An 18,324-nucleotide genomic window follows, 5' to 3' on the forward strand; every position below is an offset into this window, starting at 1 on the left:
GAATCAGGCTTTAAATCTTTCACTACCTTAAAAAGAACGATTACCCGCCACTACAGCGATATTCTTAATTATTTTGAGAAGAGAAGCACTAACGCCTCAGCAGAATCCTTTAATGCAAAAATAAAAAACTTCAGATTACAGCTACGAGGAGTAAGAGATAAATCGTTTTTCCTGTTCAGATTATCAAAACTTTTTGCTTAGTCCACAAGTTTTGTACTTGATCCTATTTACTGTTTTAACAGACTGGATAAAAATCAGTCTAAAACAAAAGACCTCACAACTTCTGTTGTGAGGTCTTGGTGAGCGCGAAAGGATTCGAACCTTTGACCGTCTGCTTAGAAGGCAGATGCTCTATCCAGCTGAGCTACGCACCCATTTGTAATTTTGTGAAAATTATCGAAAACTGTCGGGGCGGCAGGATTCGAACCTGCGACCTCCTGGTCCCAAACCAGGCGCGATGACCGGACTACGCTACGCCCCGAAAGATATATAGAAAAGCGGAGGGTAAGGGATTCGAACCCTTGCGACACTTTCGCGTCGACAGTTTAGCAAACTGCTCCGTTAACCACTCCGGCAACCCTCCTGTTTATCTCGTTTTTTTAATGATCGTTACTTCGTTATTGCGAGTGCAAATATAGAACAGATTTCTTTATTTACCAAATATTTTTCAAGAAAAATTTGTGTATTTTTGAGCTAATAAACGACTAAAAAAATAAACTCATGCGTAATACATTATATATCATCGGATTAAGCGCTTTTGTTTTTTCGTGTACTTCACAACAAAATTCTAAAAAAAGACAATATATCCCGAGAACTCCCGCTACACCGTCGAAAACGACAGCCAAGACACCGATCGAAAAACCGAAATCACAAATTACTACCGAGCATGGTGTCGATTTTTTTACAACGAATATAGCGGATCCTACGAAAAATGATAATACCGTAAGTTACGGATCTATTGTTTCCGCAAAACCTGCAGGATATAAAGTGGTAAAATCGTATTTCCCTGCGATAGGGCAGAACTTCAGACAGAGATATTTGATTTTACATTACACGGCACTACCGGATGATAAATCGATCACCGTACTTTCACAACAAGGCGTGAGTGCTCATTATTTGGTAAACAATACAGGAGATAATGAAATTTATCAATTGGTAGATGAAAATAAACGCGCTTATCATGCAGGCGTAAGCTCATGGAGGGCTGATAAAAACCTTAATGATACTTCGATAGGAATCGAAATTGTAAATATGGGCTATACAGCAGATGCTTCCGGGAAAAAGACTTTTGCCCCGTTTGATGAGGCTCAGGTTAAGAAAGTAGCAGCCTTGGTTAAAGATATTGTAACAAGATATCAGATTCCGGCGACTAATATTCTGGCGCACTCAGATATTGCTCCCACGAGAAAGCAGGATCCGGGACCGCTGTTCCCATGGAAGAAATTATATGATGAATACCAAATCGGAATGTGGTATGACGAAGCGACAAAACAAAGTTTCTATGACCTTGCCTCTGTAGATTTTCAGACCAAGTACAATGATTCTGTATTTATCTTTAATGTTCAAACTCAGCTACAGAAGTTTGGTTATGGGTTAGATCTTAGCGGAAAATGGGATGATATGACCAAAAAGACAATTGAAGCCTTCCAGTATCATTTCAGGCCTCAAAATTACGATGGTGTTTTGGATGCAGAAACATTCGCAATACTTCAGGCTTTAGTACAAAAATATCCTACAAAATAAAAAATTAAAGCGCATCGGTTTCGGTGCGTTTTTGCTATCTTTAAACTCTAAAATACTTAAAAAATCTGTAATGGAAAATTTCAGAAAAGAGAGCGATTTATTAGGTGAATTAAGCGTTCCTGTAAATGCTTATTATGGAGTACAGACGCAAAGAGCGATCGATAATTTCAAGATCTCGGGACAGCTTTTATCTTCATATCCGCAATTTATTAAAGGGTTGGCTTACGTTAAAAAAGCGGCGGCAAAAACTAATTATGAGTTAGGTCTGTTGGATGAAAGCCTGTATTTTACCATTGCTGAAGTTTGTGATGAACTAATCGACGGTCAGCTTCACGAGCAGTTTCCGGTGGATATGATTCAGGGAGGAGCAGGGACTTCGATCAACATGAATGCCAATGAGGTGATTGCCAACAGAGTGTTAGAAAAATTAGGCAAAAATAAAGGAGAATACGAATTTTGTTCGCCAAACGATCATATCAACCTTTCTCAGTCTACCAATGATGCGTATCCCACAGCCATTAAAATGGGATTGCTGCATATGAATATTATTTTAGTGAACAAGCTTGAGAAAATTGTGGATGCTTTCAGAGCAAAAGGAAAAGAATTTCAGGATGTCATTAAAATGGGGAGAACACAGCTGCAGGATGCTGTTCCTATGACTTTGGGACAGGAGTTTGAAGCGTTTGCCGCAACATTGGAAGAAGATATTTCTAAATTAAATAATAATGCAAATCTTTTCGTAGAAGTTAATATGGGTGCAACAGCAATCGGAACGGGAATTAACGCTCCGGTGGGATACGCTACCCTTTGTGCAAAGAATTTGGCTCAGCTTACAGGTTTTCCTGTAGTTTCAGCGCCGGATTTGGTGGAAGCAACACCGGATACGGGTTCTTATGTGATTTATTCATCAGCAATGAAACGTCTGGCGGTAAAATTATCAAAAATATGTAATGATTTAAGATTGCTGGCTTCAGGGCCAAGAGCCGGACTTTCGGAGATCAATTTACCACCTATGCAGCCGGGATCTTCCATTATGCCGGGAAAAGTGAATCCGGTAATTCCCGAGGTTGTTAATCAGGTTTGTTTTAAAGTATTCGGGAACGACCTTACAGTAACTTTTGCTGCGGAAGCAGGACAGTTGCAGCTCAATGTAATGGAACCGGTACTCTCTCATGCTATAATGGAGAATATTCATTTTTTAGGAAACGCGTTGGATACACTTCGTGAAAAATGCATTATCGGGATTACAGCAAATAAAGAAGTTTGTTTAAACATGGTAAAGCACAGCATCGGAATTGTAACGGCACTGAATCCTTACATCGGCTATAAACAGTCGACGGCCATCGCTAAAGAAGCTTTGGAAACAGGAAAAAGCGTGTACAATCTGGTATTGGAAAAAGGAATGCTGTCTCAGGAAAAACTGGACGAGATTCTTGATCCTAAAAACATGCTGAAACCCCACAATAAATAATATTAACGGTAAGTGATAAAGAACAATAGAAATAAATTTTTTATCACTTACTTTCATCATTTATATTTTTGTCTTGAGATTTTTAATCATTATTCCTGCTCATAACGAGGAAAATAATCTTCCTTTTACCCTGAATTCTTTACAGCAGCAAAGTTTTAAAGATTTTAAAGTAGTGATAGTCAACGACGGCTCTACAGACAGTACTTCTGAAGTCATCAGAAAATATACGGATACCGATTCCCGTTTTGAGATGGTTGCTCTTCAGAAATCAGTACACCAGCCCGGATCAAAGGTAGTTAATGCTTTTAAAAAAGGCTTGAATACCCAAACGATTGATGGTTTTGAAATCATCTGTAAATTCGATGCCGACATTATTTTACCGGAAAACTATCTGGAAACCGTTGAAGATTCATTTAAAAACAACCCGAAATATGGTTTGGTTGGCGGGTTATTATACGTTGAAAAAGATGGCGATTGGGTTTACGAAGGGAATTCCAACAAACATCATGTTCGGGGGCCAATGAAAGCGTATCGTAAAGAAAGTTTTATCCAAATGGGCGGCATCCGTGAAACATTGGGTTGGGATAATATCGATTCGATTCTGCTGGAAAAGTTAGGCTGGAAAGAAGTGGTTTTGCCTGAATTGCAGGTAAAATTAATTAAAGTAAAAGGTGCGGATTATACGATAAGACCGGCCGATTATTATGGAAGATATTTTTACTTTTTAGGTTTAAACAGGTTTTTGGCTTATATCGCCGCATCTAAAGAAGCGATCAAAATCAAGTCCGTTTCTTTTTTCTTTTCCATTATTAAATCATATGAAGCCTGTCGATCCGGTAAACTGGAGTTGAAGATATCCAAGGAAGAACAGAAAATGATCAACAATCAGCGATGGAAGATGCTGAAGAAGAAATGGCTGAAAATATAATGATTCAATATCTGTAAATAGTACAAATCTTTGAAAAAAATTGCTTACATAGAAATAGATACTCATGCGGAAGTTGCTCAGGATTTTATGGAAATCATGGAAGATTCTGGCAGGTTTGAGGTGGATTATTATTTTTCAAAAAAAATAAAAGATCAGGTAAAAGATTCCGCACAGAATATTTTTCTTTCGGACAGTTCAATGATTCTGGATCAATTGCATGCCAGTCATTATCAGCTAATCATTATCGGTACAGTTCATCGGTATTTTGATACATTTCAGGTGATTGCAGAAAAGTATAATTCGGCGGTTATTGTGCATAATATCAATTTTATGAATGCTACCAGATTTGGTTTGATCAAAAGTATTTTTAAAGCAGACATGATGTACCGTTTGAAGCTTTGGTGGAAGGAAGGTCTGTTGTATTCATCAAAGGTCTATCAAAAGGCGAAAAATCTTTTGGTTTTGGATGAGGAATTAAGCTCAGACCGATTGAAATTTTTGCCTGTTTTTTACACCAAAAACTTCAGTTTCCCAGAAAATAAAGTACTGACGATAGTGATTCCCGGAGGAGTATCTCAAAAAAGAAGAGACTACAAAAAAGTATTTTCGATGATAAAAGATCTTGAAGACGGATATTCTGATATTGAGAGTAAGTTGGTTGATTTTGTTTTTTTAGGAAAGGCCAAAAATGAAGAATTAAAGGAGATTATTGATCTGGAAAGATCCTTAAATTATATCAATATCACCTATTTTACGGAGAGAGTTTCTCAGGAAGATTATGAGAACTGGATGAAAAAAGCTGATGTTTTGTGGTGTCCGATTCAGCAGGAAACAGAATTTTTCAGCCAGAAAGAAATATACGGACATACAAAAATGACAGGAAACCTTGGAGATGCGATTAAATATGGAAAATTTGCAGTTTTTCCTAAAAATTATCCTTCCGGTTTAGATTTTATTGTTTCGGAAAAAGAAGAACTCATGAAGCAGTTTAATGACTTGAAAAATGCTTCTTATGATTTCAGTAAATATTACAATAAAGTTTCCGTACAGAAGAATTTGGAAAACTTTCTGGATACACTTATTTAAATTTCAGAATACTTTTTATGAATTTCATATTCAGATATTGCTCAACGGGGAATATCTTAGTGAAATAATTCCCAATAAAAATAAGAATCAGTACCACTGCGGGTTTGTACATCAGATTGATGAAATTGTTCTCGAACACAGGCAGTACAATCGCAACGGTAATCGCTAAAGTACAGATGATCGAGACAAAAATCATTTCAATAGATAAAGGCGAAACCTTAAACATGAAATAGTTGAAAACGATCTTAATAAGATTGTAAGTGGTAAGAGAAATAGCGGTTGATAAAGCGATTCCGATAAGTTTTAAATCTGTATTATTGATGAAGTAAAAATTCAGTCCGACAGTTAATCCTGCCAGTAAAAGCATCATCAGAATATTGAATTTATAATATTTGGAGAGTGAAATAATATTTCCGTTAAAACCTGTTGCCAGATCAACCAGAACAGCGGATCCCCAAATCCAAATCACAGGTTCATATTCTCTCAGCATAACGCCGTTTTTAGGCATAAAATGGGTTAAATAAGGAAATCCGACCATGATGCAGGAAAATAGAACGGCGCCTAAAAAATAAATAGTTAATGAGGTTTTTTTATGAAATCTGTCAAGATCTTCCATGTCGCCATCTGCGAGATTCTTACTGATAATCGGGGCAGAAATGTTAAAAAGACCTAGCTGCGGAATAGAAATCAGTGAAACTAAGGCGAGCAAAACGCTGTAAATCCCATTTTCTTCCATACCAAGATATTCCCCGATCATAAAGCTGTTGATAGCCATATAATTTCCGAAAGTGCCTAAAAAACCGAAAAAACTGTAGGTGGCAAACTGTTTGTAAAATTTGTCTTTTTTAAAATAATCTGTCTTAAAATCGAGCTTAATCTTATCAAGACGATTGGCGTAAAAAATGTATCCCAAAAGCATCAGAACAAACATTCCGAAGAAAAATAAAAATGCTGTATTCTCAGGGGTTGATGAGTTCTCTGCGAAACGTGAAGACAGGTATAAGAAGATAAGAAATGCTCCAATATTGGCAATCTTCGGAAACAGGTTGTCGAAAATATTGGTAACAACAATTCTCTTATAGTTAGAAATATATTTATTGAAAATTGCACAGAGAGAAAGCAGTAAAATAAGCGGAAGAATAGTTTCTTTAATCTTCCAGACCTTCATATTTCTCAGTTCCGGATAAAAGTAAGGAAATACGAAAAAAATGCCTAAAAAAATAATAAAATTGATAAAAACCGCCGCCAAAGAGAGCGAAAGCATGTTCTGCTGTTTCCCATCTTGGCTTACCTTGTGAAAAAACTTAACGTTGGAGTAAGAGATTCCAAAAACAACAAAAGGGACGAGCATTTCTGCAGTCGACATAATGTATCGGAGAGTTCCGTAAAATCCAAGATCAATCGGAACAATAAAAAGTGCCGAAATCATTCCGATTAAAAAACCAATATACCCGATAACCGAGTATTTGAAACCTTGTCTTGCAACTACACTCATGCTGTTTTTATTAATTTTTTGGGATAAAAATGATGTTGTTGATATACTCGGTTTTGTTTTTTTCGTCGGCAATATTTTTAAGAAGAATTTCTTCGGTTAGCTTTTCGAGTTCAAAAGTCTTTCTGTTGAGGAATTTTGCATCATATCCCCAGGATTCAACTTCAGAAATCTCCTGCCAGATCGGTGTCTGGTGATGTCTCTGCTCCATTTCCACCATAAGGGTAGGCTGAAACTGACGAATGATTTCTCTTGCCCCGAAAAGCGTTTTCATTTCATTGCCTTCAACATCGATCTTGATAAAATCCAGTCTGTTGAAGTGTTCAATGGCTGCCCAGTCGTCAAGCTTTATTACTTTTACTTTTTCGGTATAGCTCTTTTCTTCGCCTTTTTCTTTGTAATCTGTGTTTAAGGTGCCTCTGGAAGCAATAAGTCTTCCGTTGATAATTGGAACCTTGAATTCTGCTGTTGTATTCTCGTCCGACAGTGCCAAAGGAAGTACTCTCATGGTCGGGAAAAGCCTTTTTAGTCTGTGGTATAGCTTTTTGTTGGGTTCAAAAGCATAAATATGCTCATGATCAAGCTTGTTTTCTAACTGATATAAAAAAGTTCCCACATTGGCACCAATGTCAAGAATTACTGCATTTTTAGGCAGATATTCCTTAATCCAGATCAGTTCCGGCTCTACATTTCTCTCTGAAAAATTATCTTTGGTGAGATTGTTTAAACTCTTAAAATATCTTTTTTTGTAGAAATTAGGGCTTATATACTGGAGCTTCTCCGCAATTCTTTGATATAGGGACATTGTTGGCTTTTTGACGAACAGCAAATATAAGCAAAAATGTCAATTTTCTGTTAAAAATATCGATTTGTAATTTATTGATTATCAGTTATTAGTTTTGTTTTTGATTTGCTTTGAATATCTAACACTGAAATTCAAATCCTGTAACTGAAATTTTTGAATTATAGATAAACAGGTTAAATGACAATTAAAGAAAGGGTGTGTTTAAAAAATCATTGAAAGGCTTCATCAGCTTAAAAATTTTGGTAAGTTTTTGCACTGCGTGTTTATCCAGGATTTCCTCGTCTTTCAGGTTATATACAACAATAAAGCTTTTTAATTTTAAATATTCTGCCATCGGATCTTCTTTTTCGAAGCCTTGCGGTATTTTTTTAAGCTTATCATCCTGATCCAGCTCAGGAAAATACTTTTTAAAATCTTTACTATTGATGATCTTGATGAAATCCTCTCCGTACAGCGAAATTTCTTTTCTCACTTCCTTCAGGACAGAAGATTCCGGCATGTAAATTCCTCCTGCTATGAAAGATTTTCCAGGTTCCAGATGAAGATAATAACCTCCTTTCTGGCTGCCTTTGCCCATTCCTAAAGAAGCTCCGAAATTGGTTTTGTAAGGAGTTTTGTCTTTAGAAAACCTTGTATCCCTATAAATCCTGAACAATGCTTTCTTAGCTTCAATTTTTCCTAATTGCTGATCGAATTCAGACATTTCTTTAATCAGATCTTCTAAAAACAGGATGACATTTTCCTGAGATTCAAGGTATAGATTTTTATGTTCTGTAAACCATTCTCTGGTATTATTTTCAGTAATTTCTTTTAAAAAATCGAATACTTTTGGAGAGAGACCTGTCATAATTTGGTGAGAATTTTAATTTTATTAATAGGGAAGGTTTTTTTTATAATTTTCAATTGTAAATGCTCAATGAATACTTATCAACTGTTATTCAAAATTACAAAAACTATTGATATATTAGGCTTAATTTATCTATTAACAGATAATCCTAATGGGATTGTTTTTGCCTTTGTTTTTGCCTAAACAATTTACTTAAACAGACTCTAAATAAATTGCAAAAAGTCTTTTATCCTTGTCGAATTTTCGATTTGCTATTCAATTTGAAATTAGTTTGAAGAGACTTTTGAAAAATTATCATTCGGTTCATCTTGTTTTTTTAAAAATTCATGAATATGACAGAAAATATCAATCGGATTTAATAAAGAAAAATAATATTTAACATCTTTGTAATCTGTGGTAGTTTTTTTTGCGGTAAATTTTTTAAAAATTAAGAAAATATTATGGGATTCTGAATTTAAGTTTGCTTATTTAAAAATTTATTCAAAAACAAATCAAAAATTTATTGTATCTTTGCAAAAATTTTAAAATATTTAATGAATTTATTTACGGAGACCAATTTAAGTCCTGATATTCTTAAGGCAATTGGCGAACTGGGCTACGAAAGCCCGACAGAAATCCAAAAACAGACTATCCCTTTCATTCTTTCAGATATTCGCGACTTGATCGCACTTGCGCAGACAGGGACAGGCAAAACAGCAGCGTTTTCGCTTCCGATTTTGGATATGATTGACGATACGAGTCGCAAAATCCAACTTTTGGTGCTTTGTCCGACACGAGAATTATGTCTTCAGATTGCTAAAGACATTAAAAATTATTCCAAGTACATGAAAGACATCAAAACTACAGCAGTTTACGGTGGAAGCAGTATTATGGAACAAATCCGTTCTTTAAAAGATAAACCGCAGATTATTGTGGGAACTCCGGGAAGAGTTATCGATTTGATTAACAGAAAAGCTTTGGATTTTTCTGCTATTCACTGGTTGGTTTTAGATGAAGCAGACGAAATGCTTTCTATGGGTTTCAAAGACGAATTGGAAACAATTTTGAGCGAAACTCCTGAAACTAAGCAAACTTTCTTGTTCTCTGCAACGATGAACAAAGAGGTGGAAAGAATTTCTAAAAATTACCTGACAAAACCACACAGAATTTCTGTAGGTTCTATTAACGAAGTTAAAAAGAACATTAAGCATCTGTATTATGTGGCAGGTTACCGTCAGAAAAAAGAGGCATTGAAGAGATTAATCGATTCAAACCCTAATCAGTATTCAATTATTTTCTGTAGAACAAGAATGGAAACTCAGGAAGTTGCCGATTTCTTAATGCAGAACGGGTATGCAGCTGATGCACTTCACGGAGATCTTTCTCAGGCGCAGAGAGATACGGTAATGAAGAAATTCAGATTGAAGAATATTGATATTCTGGTGGCGACTGACGTTGCGGCAAGAGGTCTTGATGTGAATTCTTTAACGCACGTTATCCATTATTCTTTGCCTGATGACCCTGAAGTATTCGTACACAGAAGCGGTAGAACGGGTAGAGCTGGAAAAGACGGTATTTCAATTGCTTTAATTAAGCCTGAAGAGAGCAGAAAATTAAAACAGATAAAATCAGTAACTAAAATTGAGATCAATGAGGCTAAAATCCCAACGGGAGAAGAGGTGATCAAAGCTCAGGTAGGTGGTGTTTTTGAAAGTCTGTTTGAAGTACATGAAGATTTCTTTGAATTTGATGATTCTTTAATTCCTGATTTGTCAGCGTTTTCAAAAGAAGAATTGGTTCACAAATTACTTCAGTTCCAATTGAAAGACCTTGCTCTTTATTACAAAGACAGACATGATCTTGTTGAGCAGAAACTAAGCAGCAGAGATGATGATTACTCATCAAGAAGAGGAGACAGAAGGGATCGTGACAGAGGCAGAGACCGCGACAGAGGAGACAGAAACGATAGAGGAAGAGAGCGTGGCGGAAAACCGAGAAGAAAAGATGAAAACATGGTAAGATTCTTCTTCAATCTTGGTAAAAAAGATCAGCTGAAAAAACTAGATGTTTTGGATATTATCAACAAAGCGACATCTAACGGAAAAAGCAAAAAAAGAGCAGAAATCGGTGATATCGAAATTTTGGAGAAATTCTCTTTCTTTGAAATCGAAAAATCGTTCAAAGGAGATCTTTTAAGTAATATTTCTACAATGAAGTTCAGAGGTAAAGATATGAGAGCTGAAGAAGCTAACTAATTTACTTTTAACAATATAAACCGGCCTTAGTGCCGGTTTTTTTGTATACTAATGAAGTGTGAACTCAATGTTAACAAAACTTAATGTTGTATTGTTTCAGGTAAGAGGGTTTTTTAAGAAATTTGCACTCGAATTATAATAAAAACTTTACAATGGGAATTGGTAATATTTTCCACGCTTTTCAACCGAAAGATAAAATCTTCTTTGTGCTTTTCGAAAAAGTAACAGAAAACCTTGTAGCAATGTCTGAGGAATTCAACCACGGAATTAAAGACTTTGATCTTAACGATGATTCTATGTTGAAAAAGATGAGCGACTTTGAACACAAAAATGATGAATTAACACATGAGATCTTCGTAGAATTGGGAAAAAACTTTATCACTCCATTCGACAGAGAAGATATCCATACGTTAGCAACAGGATTAGACGATATTGCAGATTACATCTACGCTTCTACAAAATATATTTTCCTTTATAAGTCTCCGGAAATGAAGGCTTATTCTGATTTTTCTCTACTGATTCACAAGGCTTGTCTTGAAATCCAGAATGCTATGAAAAACCTTAAAGGTTTCAAAAACATGGAGCAGGTAAAAGAAGCTTGTATCAAAGTTAATTCCATCGAAAATATTGCAGACGATTTGTTGTCGAATTCTATGGTAGAATTGTTCGAGACAAACGATGCGATCAACATTATTAAAGTTTCATCTGTACTTAATTATCTTGAAGTTGTAACTGACAAAGCAGAAGATGTTGCCAACACGATTGAGAACATCATGATTAAATACGCTTAATTAATAATTATAATTAAACAATGGAATTTCCGATTTTACTTATAGTTATTATTGCATTGGCTCTAATATTTGATTACATTAATGGTTTTCACGATGCAGCCAACTCAATTGCGACTATTGTTTCTACGAAAGTTTTAACTCCTTTCCAGGCCGTTCTTTGGGCAGCACTTTGGAACTTTGCAGCTTTCTTTATCGCTGCGTATATCATTGGAGAATTTAAAATTGGTAATACAATTGCCAAAACAGTTAACGAAAATTTTATCACCCTCGAAGTTATCTTTTCAGGTCTCGTGGCGGCTATTGCCTGGAACCTGTTAACATGGTGGTTTGGTATTCCTTCATCATCATCACATACATTGATCGGTGGTTTCCTTGGAGCGGCTTTAATGCATGCTTTCATGATGGATTATCACGATGTTGTTGCCACCCAGCCTAATTTGGGAACTTGGGAAACACTTAAAGAAGCAGCAAGCCAGGTAACTCATCAGAGTGTTGTGAAGTTTGATAAAGTAATTCCTATTTTCCTTTTCATTTTCATGGCGCCGATTATAGGGATGATTATCTCGATTATTATTACTTTAATCATTGTTCACCTTTACAAAAGATCAAACCCACACAAGGCAGATCAGTCTTTTAAAAGATTGCAGCTGGCTTCTTCAGCGTTATTCAGTTTAGGACACGGTTTGAATGATGCTCAGAAAGTAATGGGGATTATTGGGGCAGCGGTAATTTATTACCACGTGAATATGCTTCAGGATGTTACTTACCTTAATGTTCCTTCCGCAGAACGTTTCGATTATTTTGCACAGCATTATATCTGGGTTCCTTTGGTTTCATTTATTGCCATTGCATTAGGAACCATGAGTGGTGGTTGGAAGATTATCAAAACAATGGGTACTAAAATTACAAAAGTAACTTCACTGGAAGGGGTAAGTGCTGAAACTGCAGGGGCGATTACTTTATTCATTACAGACCACTTCGGAATTCCAGTTTCTACAACGCACACGATTACTGGTTCCATCATCGGAGTTGGTTTAACGAAAAGGATTTCTGCTGTAAGATGGGGGATTACCGTAAGTCTACTTTGGGCTTGGGTTCTTACCATTCCTATTTCGGCGATTGTTGCGGGAATAACTTATCTTTTGGTAACATTTTTCTCTTAAAAAAAGAAATGTATATATTATGAAAACTTTGTTCAATCGGGCAAAGTTTTTTTTGTTTTAGAAACTGTTTGATTCTTTTCGGAATCTGTTTCTAAGGATTAAGTTAATTTCATCGAAAGGTATTATAAGTTTTTTGTTTGAAGTTTTTCCTGCTTTCTGTATTCACTATTTTTTTGGGTATCGGGGCGGCAGCGAAGCTGCCGCCCCGATACCCAAAAAAATGAGCCTAAACAAGTACTGTGACTGGGCGCCTGTTTAAGCATCGCGAAAATACTTACTGAGCTTGCCATTATACAGAAATTTAAGCATAATTTTAAACAAACAATTATTATATAAAATTTAATTTCTCATCACCAAAAACGGTGATTTTTTTGCTTATTAAGACCTGAAAAATTGTATTTTTGCTCAAACTATTAGAATTTATGGAATTTTTAGACAGATACCAACAAATCGTTGCGGATGCTATTACGAAGTACACTTTTAAAGACAAACCTGCGGAATTATACGAACCGATGAACTATATCATTTCCCATGGTGGAAAACGTCTTCGTCCTATAATGGTTTTAATGGCCTGTGACCTATTTGGGGGTGATCTGAAAGAAGCTATCAAGCCGGCATTGGCTATTGAATTTTTCCATAATTTTACACTTATCCATGATGATATTATGGATGAAGCTCCGCTGAGAAGAAATAAGCCTACGATCCACACTTTACACGGGATTAATGTAGGAATTCTTTCGGGAGACGGACTTATGCTGAAAGCATATAAATTTTTCGAAGATCTTGAGCCTGAGGTTTTCAAGGCTTGTATCAGAATTTTCACCCACACAGGTTTGCTTCTATGCGAAGGTCAGCAATATGACATTAATTTTGAAACTCAGGAAAATGTAACTTATGACGATTATATCAGAATGATTACTTACAAAACAGGAGTTTTAAGTGCATCTTCATTCGAAATCGGTGCATTGATTGCAAAAGCAAACTTCAAGGATGCAAAAGCGATTTTCAACTTCGGAAAACATATCGGAATTGCCTTCCAGATAATGGATGATTATCTGGATGTATTCGGAGATCAGGCACAGTTCGGGAAAAAGCATGCCGGAGATATTTACGAAAATAAAAAAACTGTTCTTTACTTAATGGCGAGAGAACATGCAACGGAGGAAGAAAGAAAAGAATTGGATTACTGGTATTCCAAAAAAACCGACAATATTGATAAAGTATACGGAGTTGAAAAGATTTTCAGAAGAACGAAGGTAGACGAAAAAGCATTGCGTTTAATCGAAAAACACAACGAGATTGGGCAGAGCTACCTTCAGAAAATCGATATTCCGGATGAGAAGAAAAAACCGTTTGCTGAACTGGCAAATTATTTATTGAGAAGAGAATCATAATTTGATAATTAGTCAATTTGAAAATTTGAAAATGAAAACAGTAGATTTTTAATTTTCAAATTGACACATTCTCAATTTTTCAAATAGATTAAATGAAATTCAGGACAGAAGTTGATATTAAAGAATCGCAGAAGAAGATTGATGTTGAAGATAAAATATTTTCAATAGGTTCCTGTTTTGCTTCCGAAATGTCGGATCTGTTTATGCAAGGACAATTGCAGACTGTTAATAATCCTTTCGGAACTATTTTTAATCCTTTTTCGATCAATAACTCCATTAAAAGGCTTCATGATGCAGCGTTTTATCATGAAGATGAATTAATCACTTTTAATAATGAATTTATTTCTCTCGATCATCACACAAGCTTTGATACCCGGTATATTCATCAGACATTAGCTAAAATTAATGCGAAAATAGAAGAGGCAAATTCATTCCTTCAAAATACCAATTGGGTTATTATAACCTACGGGAGCTCGTTTATTTATGAATTTGTTCCGAAACAGAAACTCGTTGCCAATTGCCATAAAATTCCACAGAAATTCTTCAAAAAAAGGCTGTTGAGTTTTCAGGAAATTACAGAATCTATTTACAATACGATTTTAAATTTAAAGGATATTTGTGTGGATGATGTCCAGATTCTTTTTACAGTTTCCCCGGTTCGCCATACAAAAGACGGTATGATTGAAAATCAGTTAAGCAAGTCAAAATTAATCACTGCCATTCATGAAATGATAGATGGGCTGGATTATTGCCATTATCTCCCGATTTACGAGATTTTGATGGATGATCTTCGCGATTACCGTTTTTATAAGGAAGATATGATTCATCCAAGTCATCAGGCGGTTAATTATATTTTTGAAAAATTCGGGAATGCTTATTTTTCTGAGGAAACGAAGGAGTTTATTAAAGAAAATTTTAAAATTCATCAGGCTTTAGAGCACAAAACCGACGATGATAAAGACCCCAAATACATCGAATTCAGAGAGAAATTAAACCAAAGGATTGAAATTCAAAGACAAAAAGTGAAACATAAAATCTTTCCCGATGATTGATTTTACGAAACTTGATTATTTAAAAACAGGAAATGACAAGCAAAGAAGAGCTTATGAACTTCTTACTAAACAAAGATTCTTTGAAAAGATGAATTTCTATTCACCGATTCTCGCAGGAACAATTCCTATCGAAATTGATATTGAAGGAAGCGATCTTGATATTATTTGTGAAGTAGATCTTAAATTTGAAGAAGACTTTTTGGATGATTTAATGTTCAGCAAATTTATTCCCTATGATGTAGATGTTGAATATCCTTTGATAGATGGTCAAAAATGCATTACTTTAAATTTTATATTGGAAGACTTTCCCATTGAAATTTTCGGACAGAATAAACCGACAATTGAGCAAAATGCTTACCGTCACATGATTGCTGAATATAAAATATTACAGGAGAAAGGAGAAGATTTTAAACAAAAAATAATAGAATTGAAGAAAAAAGGAATCAAAACGGAACCTGCTTTCGGAATATTGCTGGGACTTGAAAATCCTTATGAAGATCTATTAAAAATGTAAAAGAAAATGATTGATACACATACACATTTATACGCGGAAGAGTTTGATGAGGACAGAAAAGAAGCGATTCAAAGAGCTTTGGATAAAGGAATAACAGAGTTTTATCTTCCTGCCATCGATTCAGAATCTCATGAAAAAATGTTGAACCTGGAAACAGAATATCCCAACCAGATTTTTTCAATGATGGGCTTACATCCTTGCTATGTAAAGCCTGAATCTTGGGAAAAAGAACTGGAAATCGTTAAAAATTATCTTGATCAGAGAGCTTTTCCGGCGATCGGAGAGATCGGGATCGATTTATATTGGGATAAAACAACCTTGGATATTCAGGTAAAAGCTTTTGAGCAGCAAATCGATTGGGCAATTGAAAAAGATTTACCAATTGTCATTCATACCAGAGAAAGTTTTGATGAAACTTTCGAAGTGCTGGAAAGAAAAAAACATCCGAAATTAAGAGGGATTTTCCATTGTTTTTCAGGCAATCTGGAACATGCAAAACATGCAATAGATCTTAATTTTATTTTGGGAATAGGCGGAGTAGTGACGTTTAAAAATGGGAAAATCGATCAGTTTTTGAACGAAATTCCGTTAGATAAAATCGTTCTGGAGACAGATTCGCCGTATTTAGCACCGGTTCCGCATAGAGGAAAACGAAATGAAAGTTCGTACCTTGATCTGGTTGCCGGGAAATTGGTAGATATTTATAAAGTTGATTTTTCCGAGATCGACCGAATTACTACAGAAAATGCGAAGAAGATGTTTGTTCAAATTTAAAACAACCGACTTGGTATCAAAATAATCAAACAATCGAATTGGCTTCAGCCAAAACACAAAAAATAAGCCTTCCATTCGGAAGGCTTTCTTATTATTTCTTTCTCGTAAAATTCTTGTTCTTAGGCTTTTTAAAGCTGATAGGGCCTGCAGTAGAATCAGGTTTCTTTTTATTGTTATTCGGTCTTGAAGTACCTGGTCTTGAAGATCGTGGTTTATTTGCTCCTGCTCCTGCGGAAACCGGTTTATTATTTGAATCTCTTTTCTGGGCTACCAGATCGTCAGTATGGAACGGGTGGTTTTTAATCACCGGAATTTTCATCCCGATTAGTTTCTCAGTATTTTTCAGATTTAACAAATCAAGACCATCTACAAAAGAAATAGAAGTTCCTTCTGCGCCAGCTCTTCCCGTTCTTCCAATTCTGTGGACATACGTTTCAGAAACGTCGGAAAGCTCAAAATTTACGACATATTTCAGTTCATCAATATCAATTCCCCTCGCTGCAATATCGGTTGCAACCAAAACTCTGGTTTTCCCGGATTTAAAATTATTTAAAGCATTTTGGCGCGCATTCTGGGATTTATTGCCATGGATGGCTTCTGTAGTAATATTGTCTTTTTGAAGTTTTCTGGCAATTTTATCGGCTCCATGTTTCGTTCTTGCAAAAACCAATACAGAGTCGGAAATATTGTTCTTTAAAATATGAGTCAAAAGGTTTAGTTTGTTATCTCTTTCAACAAAATAAACGGATTGTTTAATAGTTTCAGCGGTTGAGGAAACAGGTGTTACTTCCACTTTTACAGGATTATTCAAGATAGAATCTGCAAGTTTCTGAATCTCTTTCGGCATTGTTGCTGAGAAAAACAAAGTTTGTCTTTTCTGGGGAAGTAATTTGATAACTCTTTTTACATCATGCACAAAACCCATATCCAGCATTCTGTCGGCTTCGTCTAAAACAAAAATTTCAAGATTTTTCAGGCTGATAATTCCCTGGGCAATAAAGTCCAAAAGTCTTCCCGGGGTTGCTACTAAAATATCAATACCTTTTCTTAAAGCAGCTTCCTGATTTCCTTGTTTTACCCCTCCGAAAATCACCAAATGTTTTAAGGGTAAGTATTTTCCGTAAGCCTGGATGTTTTCTTCAATCTGAATGGCTAATTCTCGTGTAGGAGTGAGAATTAAAGCTTTAATATGGTTAGATGGCTTATTTTTAGAAAGATTTTGAAGAATCGGTATGGCAAATGCAGCAGTTTTTCCTGTTCCTGTCTGTGCACATCCCAAAAAGTCTTTTCCCTGTATAATTTCCGGGATTGATTTTTCCTGAATGGGGGTTGGGTTGGTATATCCTTGTTCCTGAATTGCCTTGGCAATAGGTTCTATTAAGTTTAGGTCTGTAAAATTCAAATGAATTGTTTTTATAATTAAATAAAAATTCCTTCAAAATGAAGGAATTATGTTTTGCAAAGGTAGGTTAATATTTTTAAATGAAATTAATTCACTTTCGTCCATTGCTGATTGTTTCTCAAATCTTCAAAAAACTTGTACAATTCCGCTAATTTTTCACTGCCTCTTTTTCCGTAATCCTCAACATGCTTGGTAGATCCGTCTTCGAAATTAACTCTTAAATGGGAAGTCGGAAGGTCTGTGACGTTTCTTTCACCATATTTTTCGTTCAGGTTTTTTACATCCAAACCGTCTAATAAAGCGACGAGTTTTTTGTAATCTTCTTCTTTAATGGTTCCTTTAAAAGTTCCTTCACGCGGCTTATCGAATTCTCCTTTTGAAAATCCTTTTGAAAAATTAAAATGTTCTGCCTCAAATACGGCAGTTCTGTCCGCATTAATCGTCATTTTAAAAATCGGACAAGATCCGAAACAAGGAGTTGCTTCATATTCGATAACTGAATATTTTGAACCCGAATTTGCTTTCTGAGAATTGCATGAAAACAAAAATATCATTGCACAAAAGCTTAGTATATATTTCATAGTTTAAATTTGGTTTGGTGTCTGTCAATAATTGTTCCAAATAGAGA

The 18,324-nt window shown here is 35.4% G+C and carries 17 protein-coding genes and 3 tRNA genes; 12 read left to right on the forward strand and 8 right to left on the reverse strand.

The genetic code is table 11. The annotated features are described in order from the left end of the window. Positions 1–201 (forward strand): transposase (locus BUA89_RS19160; RefSeq protein WP_143152336.1); only part of this gene is annotated, 201 nt, incomplete at its 5' end. Between the two features lie 96 nt (positions 202–297). Here BUA89_RS19160 and BUA89_RS19165 read toward each other — a convergent pair. The 3 genes from BUA89_RS19165 to BUA89_RS19175 all read right to left on the reverse strand — a co-directional run bounded on the left by BUA89_RS19165 (position 298) and on the right by BUA89_RS19175 (position 583). Next, positions 298–374: transfer RNA gene (locus tag BUA89_RS19165), tRNA-Arg, on the reverse strand. A 32-nt stretch (positions 375–406) separates the two neighbouring features. Next, positions 407–481 (reverse strand) — tRNA-Pro (locus BUA89_RS19170). 17 nt (positions 482–498) lie between these two features. After that, positions 499–583 (reverse strand) — tRNA-Ser (locus tag BUA89_RS19175). 137 nt (positions 584–720) lie between these two features. Between BUA89_RS19175 and BUA89_RS19180 the strand changes: the two genes are divergently transcribed. The 4 genes from BUA89_RS19180 (at position 721) to BUA89_RS19195 (ending at position 5,228) form a co-directional block, all read left to right on the forward strand. After that, positions 721–1,743, forward strand: coding sequence for an N-acetylmuramoyl-L-alanine amidase (locus tag BUA89_RS19180; protein WP_072962452.1), 1,023 nt, complete (start codon positions 721–723; stop codon positions 1,741–1,743). A gap of 70 nt (positions 1,744–1,813) precedes the next feature. Beyond that, positions 1,814–3,214, forward strand: coding sequence for an aspartate ammonia-lyase (gene aspA / locus BUA89_RS19185; RefSeq protein ID WP_072962455.1), 1,401 nt, complete (start codon positions 1,814–1,816; stop codon positions 3,212–3,214). Positions 3,215–3,287: 73 nt separating this feature from the next. Further along, positions 3,288–4,142, forward strand: a complete 855-nt coding sequence (locus tag BUA89_RS19190) for a glycosyltransferase family 2 protein (RefSeq protein WP_072962458.1) — start codon at positions 3,288–3,290, stop codon at positions 4,140–4,142. Positions 4,143–4,172: 30 nt separating this feature from the next. Continuing rightward, complete coding sequence (locus BUA89_RS19195) at positions 4,173–5,228, forward strand: hypothetical protein (protein WP_072962463.1); 1,056 nt, start codon at positions 4,173–4,175, stop codon at positions 5,226–5,228. On the opposite strand, the gene BUA89_RS19200 is transcribed toward BUA89_RS19195, so the two are convergent. The 3 genes from BUA89_RS19200 to BUA89_RS19210 form a co-directional block, all read right to left on the reverse strand. Then, positions 5,221–6,723, reverse strand: coding sequence for a lipopolysaccharide biosynthesis protein (locus tag BUA89_RS19200; RefSeq protein ID WP_072962465.1), 1,503 nt, complete (start codon positions 6,721–6,723; stop codon positions 5,221–5,223). The two genes, BUA89_RS19195 and BUA89_RS19200, sit on opposite strands and share 8 nt — an antisense overlap. A gap of 10 nt (positions 6,724–6,733) precedes the next feature. Further along, positions 6,734–7,525, reverse strand: a complete 792-nt coding sequence (locus BUA89_RS19205) for an FkbM family methyltransferase (RefSeq protein ID WP_072962468.1) — start codon at positions 7,523–7,525, stop codon at positions 6,734–6,736. Between the two features lie 184 nt (positions 7,526–7,709). Further along, positions 7,710–8,372 (reverse strand): DUF2461 domain-containing protein, encoded by a 663-nt coding sequence (locus BUA89_RS19210; protein ID WP_072962472.1) that lies wholly within the window; start codon positions 8,370–8,372, stop codon positions 7,710–7,712. 533 nt (positions 8,373–8,905) lie between these two features. On the opposite strand from BUA89_RS19210, the gene BUA89_RS19215 reads away from it, so the two are divergent. The 7 genes from BUA89_RS19215 (at position 8,906) to BUA89_RS19245 (ending at position 16,294) form a co-directional block, all read left to right on the forward strand. Continuing rightward, positions 8,906–10,606 (forward strand): DEAD/DEAH box helicase, encoded by a 1,701-nt coding sequence (locus tag BUA89_RS19215; protein ID WP_072962475.1) that lies wholly within the window; start codon positions 8,906–8,908, stop codon positions 10,604–10,606. Positions 10,607–10,758: 152 nt separating this feature from the next. Then, positions 10,759–11,397, forward strand: coding sequence for a DUF47 domain-containing protein (locus BUA89_RS19220; RefSeq protein ID WP_072962479.1), 639 nt, complete (start codon positions 10,759–10,761; stop codon positions 11,395–11,397). A gap of 20 nt (positions 11,398–11,417) precedes the next feature. Then, positions 11,418–12,560 carry an inorganic phosphate transporter gene (locus tag BUA89_RS19225; RefSeq protein ID WP_072962481.1) on the forward strand — a complete coding sequence of 381 codons (1,143 nt, stop codon included), beginning with the start codon at positions 11,418–11,420 and terminating at the stop codon, positions 12,558–12,560. Positions 12,561–12,982: 422 nt separating this feature from the next. Beyond that, positions 12,983–13,954 (forward strand): polyprenyl synthetase family protein, encoded by a 972-nt coding sequence (locus BUA89_RS19230; RefSeq protein WP_072962483.1) that lies wholly within the window; start codon positions 12,983–12,985, stop codon positions 13,952–13,954. A gap of 92 nt (positions 13,955–14,046) precedes the next feature. Then, a complete protein-coding gene (locus BUA89_RS19235) occupies positions 14,047–15,006 on the forward strand; it encodes a GSCFA domain-containing protein (protein ID WP_072962485.1) in 960 nt (319 codons plus the stop codon). Next, a complete protein-coding gene (locus BUA89_RS19240; protein ID WP_072962487.1) occupies positions 14,999–15,520 on the forward strand; it encodes a DUF4269 domain-containing protein in 522 nt (173 codons plus the stop codon). Before BUA89_RS19235 ends, BUA89_RS19240 begins: the two co-directional genes overlap by 8 nt. A 6-nt stretch (positions 15,521–15,526) precedes the next feature. Then, the gene (locus BUA89_RS19245; RefSeq protein ID WP_072962490.1) at positions 15,527–16,294 is read left to right on the forward strand and encodes a TatD family hydrolase; all 768 of its coding nucleotides are present in this window, start codon (positions 15,527–15,529) and stop codon (positions 16,292–16,294) included. Positions 16,295–16,385: 91 nt separating this feature from the next. Here BUA89_RS19245 and BUA89_RS19250 read toward each other — a convergent pair whose 3' ends face one another. Both BUA89_RS19250 and BUA89_RS19255 read right to left on the reverse strand, forming a co-directional pair. Next, complete coding sequence (locus tag BUA89_RS19250) at positions 16,386–17,696, reverse strand: DEAD/DEAH box helicase (RefSeq protein WP_072962492.1); 1,311 nt, start codon at positions 17,694–17,696, stop codon at positions 16,386–16,388. Between the two features lie 86 nt (positions 17,697–17,782). Further along, positions 17,783–18,277 carry a DUF6438 domain-containing protein gene (locus BUA89_RS19255; protein WP_072962495.1) on the reverse strand — a complete coding sequence of 165 codons (495 nt, stop codon included), beginning with the start codon at positions 18,275–18,277 and terminating at the stop codon, positions 17,783–17,785. Positions 18,278–18,324: the final 47 nt, after the last annotated feature.

The sequence above is a fragment of the Chryseobacterium arachidis genome (assembly GCF_900129245.1).
In the GTDB taxonomy this organism is placed as follows: domain Bacteria; phylum Bacteroidota; class Bacteroidia; order Flavobacteriales; family Weeksellaceae; genus Chryseobacterium; species Chryseobacterium arachidis.

Excerpts from the sequence above, each read along its gene's own strand:
- BUA89_RS19225 (WP_072962481.1), top strand. The coding sequence starts at position 11,418 with ATGGAATTTCCGATTTTACTTATAGTTATTATTGCATTGGCTCTAATA.
- BUA89_RS19205 (WP_072962468.1), bottom strand. The coding sequence starts at position 7,525 with ATGTCCCTATATCAAAGAATTGCGGAGAAGCTCCAGTATATAAGCCCT.
- aspA (WP_072962455.1), top strand. The coding sequence starts at position 1,814 with ATGGAAAATTTCAGAAAAGAGAGCGATTTATTAGGTGAATTAAGCGTT.
- BUA89_RS19210 (WP_072962472.1), bottom strand. The coding sequence starts at position 8,372 with ATGACAGGTCTCTCTCCAAAAGTATTCGATTTTTTAAAAGAAATTACT.
- BUA89_RS19220 (WP_072962479.1), top strand. The coding sequence starts at position 10,759 with ATGGGAATTGGTAATATTTTCCACGCTTTTCAACCGAAAGATAAAATC.
- BUA89_RS19180 (WP_072962452.1), top strand. The coding sequence starts at position 721 with ATGCGTAATACATTATATATCATCGGATTAAGCGCTTTTGTTTTTTCG.
- BUA89_RS19200 (WP_072962465.1), bottom strand. The coding sequence starts at position 6,723 with ATGAGTGTAGTTGCAAGACAAGGTTTCAAATACTCGGTTATCGGGTAT.
- BUA89_RS19245 (WP_072962490.1), top strand. The coding sequence starts at position 15,527 with ATGATTGATACACATACACATTTATACGCGGAAGAGTTTGATGAGGAC.
- BUA89_RS19240 (WP_072962487.1), top strand. The coding sequence starts at position 14,999 with ATGATTGATTTTACGAAACTTGATTATTTAAAAACAGGAAATGACAAG.
- BUA89_RS19255 (WP_072962495.1), bottom strand. The coding sequence starts at position 18,277 with ATGAAATATATACTAAGCTTTTGTGCAATGATATTTTTGTTTTCATGC.
- BUA89_RS19215 (WP_072962475.1), top strand. The coding sequence starts at position 8,906 with ATGAATTTATTTACGGAGACCAATTTAAGTCCTGATATTCTTAAGGCA.
- BUA89_RS19235 (WP_072962485.1), top strand. The coding sequence starts at position 14,047 with ATGAAATTCAGGACAGAAGTTGATATTAAAGAATCGCAGAAGAAGATT.
- BUA89_RS19230 (WP_072962483.1), top strand. The coding sequence starts at position 12,983 with ATGGAATTTTTAGACAGATACCAACAAATCGTTGCGGATGCTATTACG.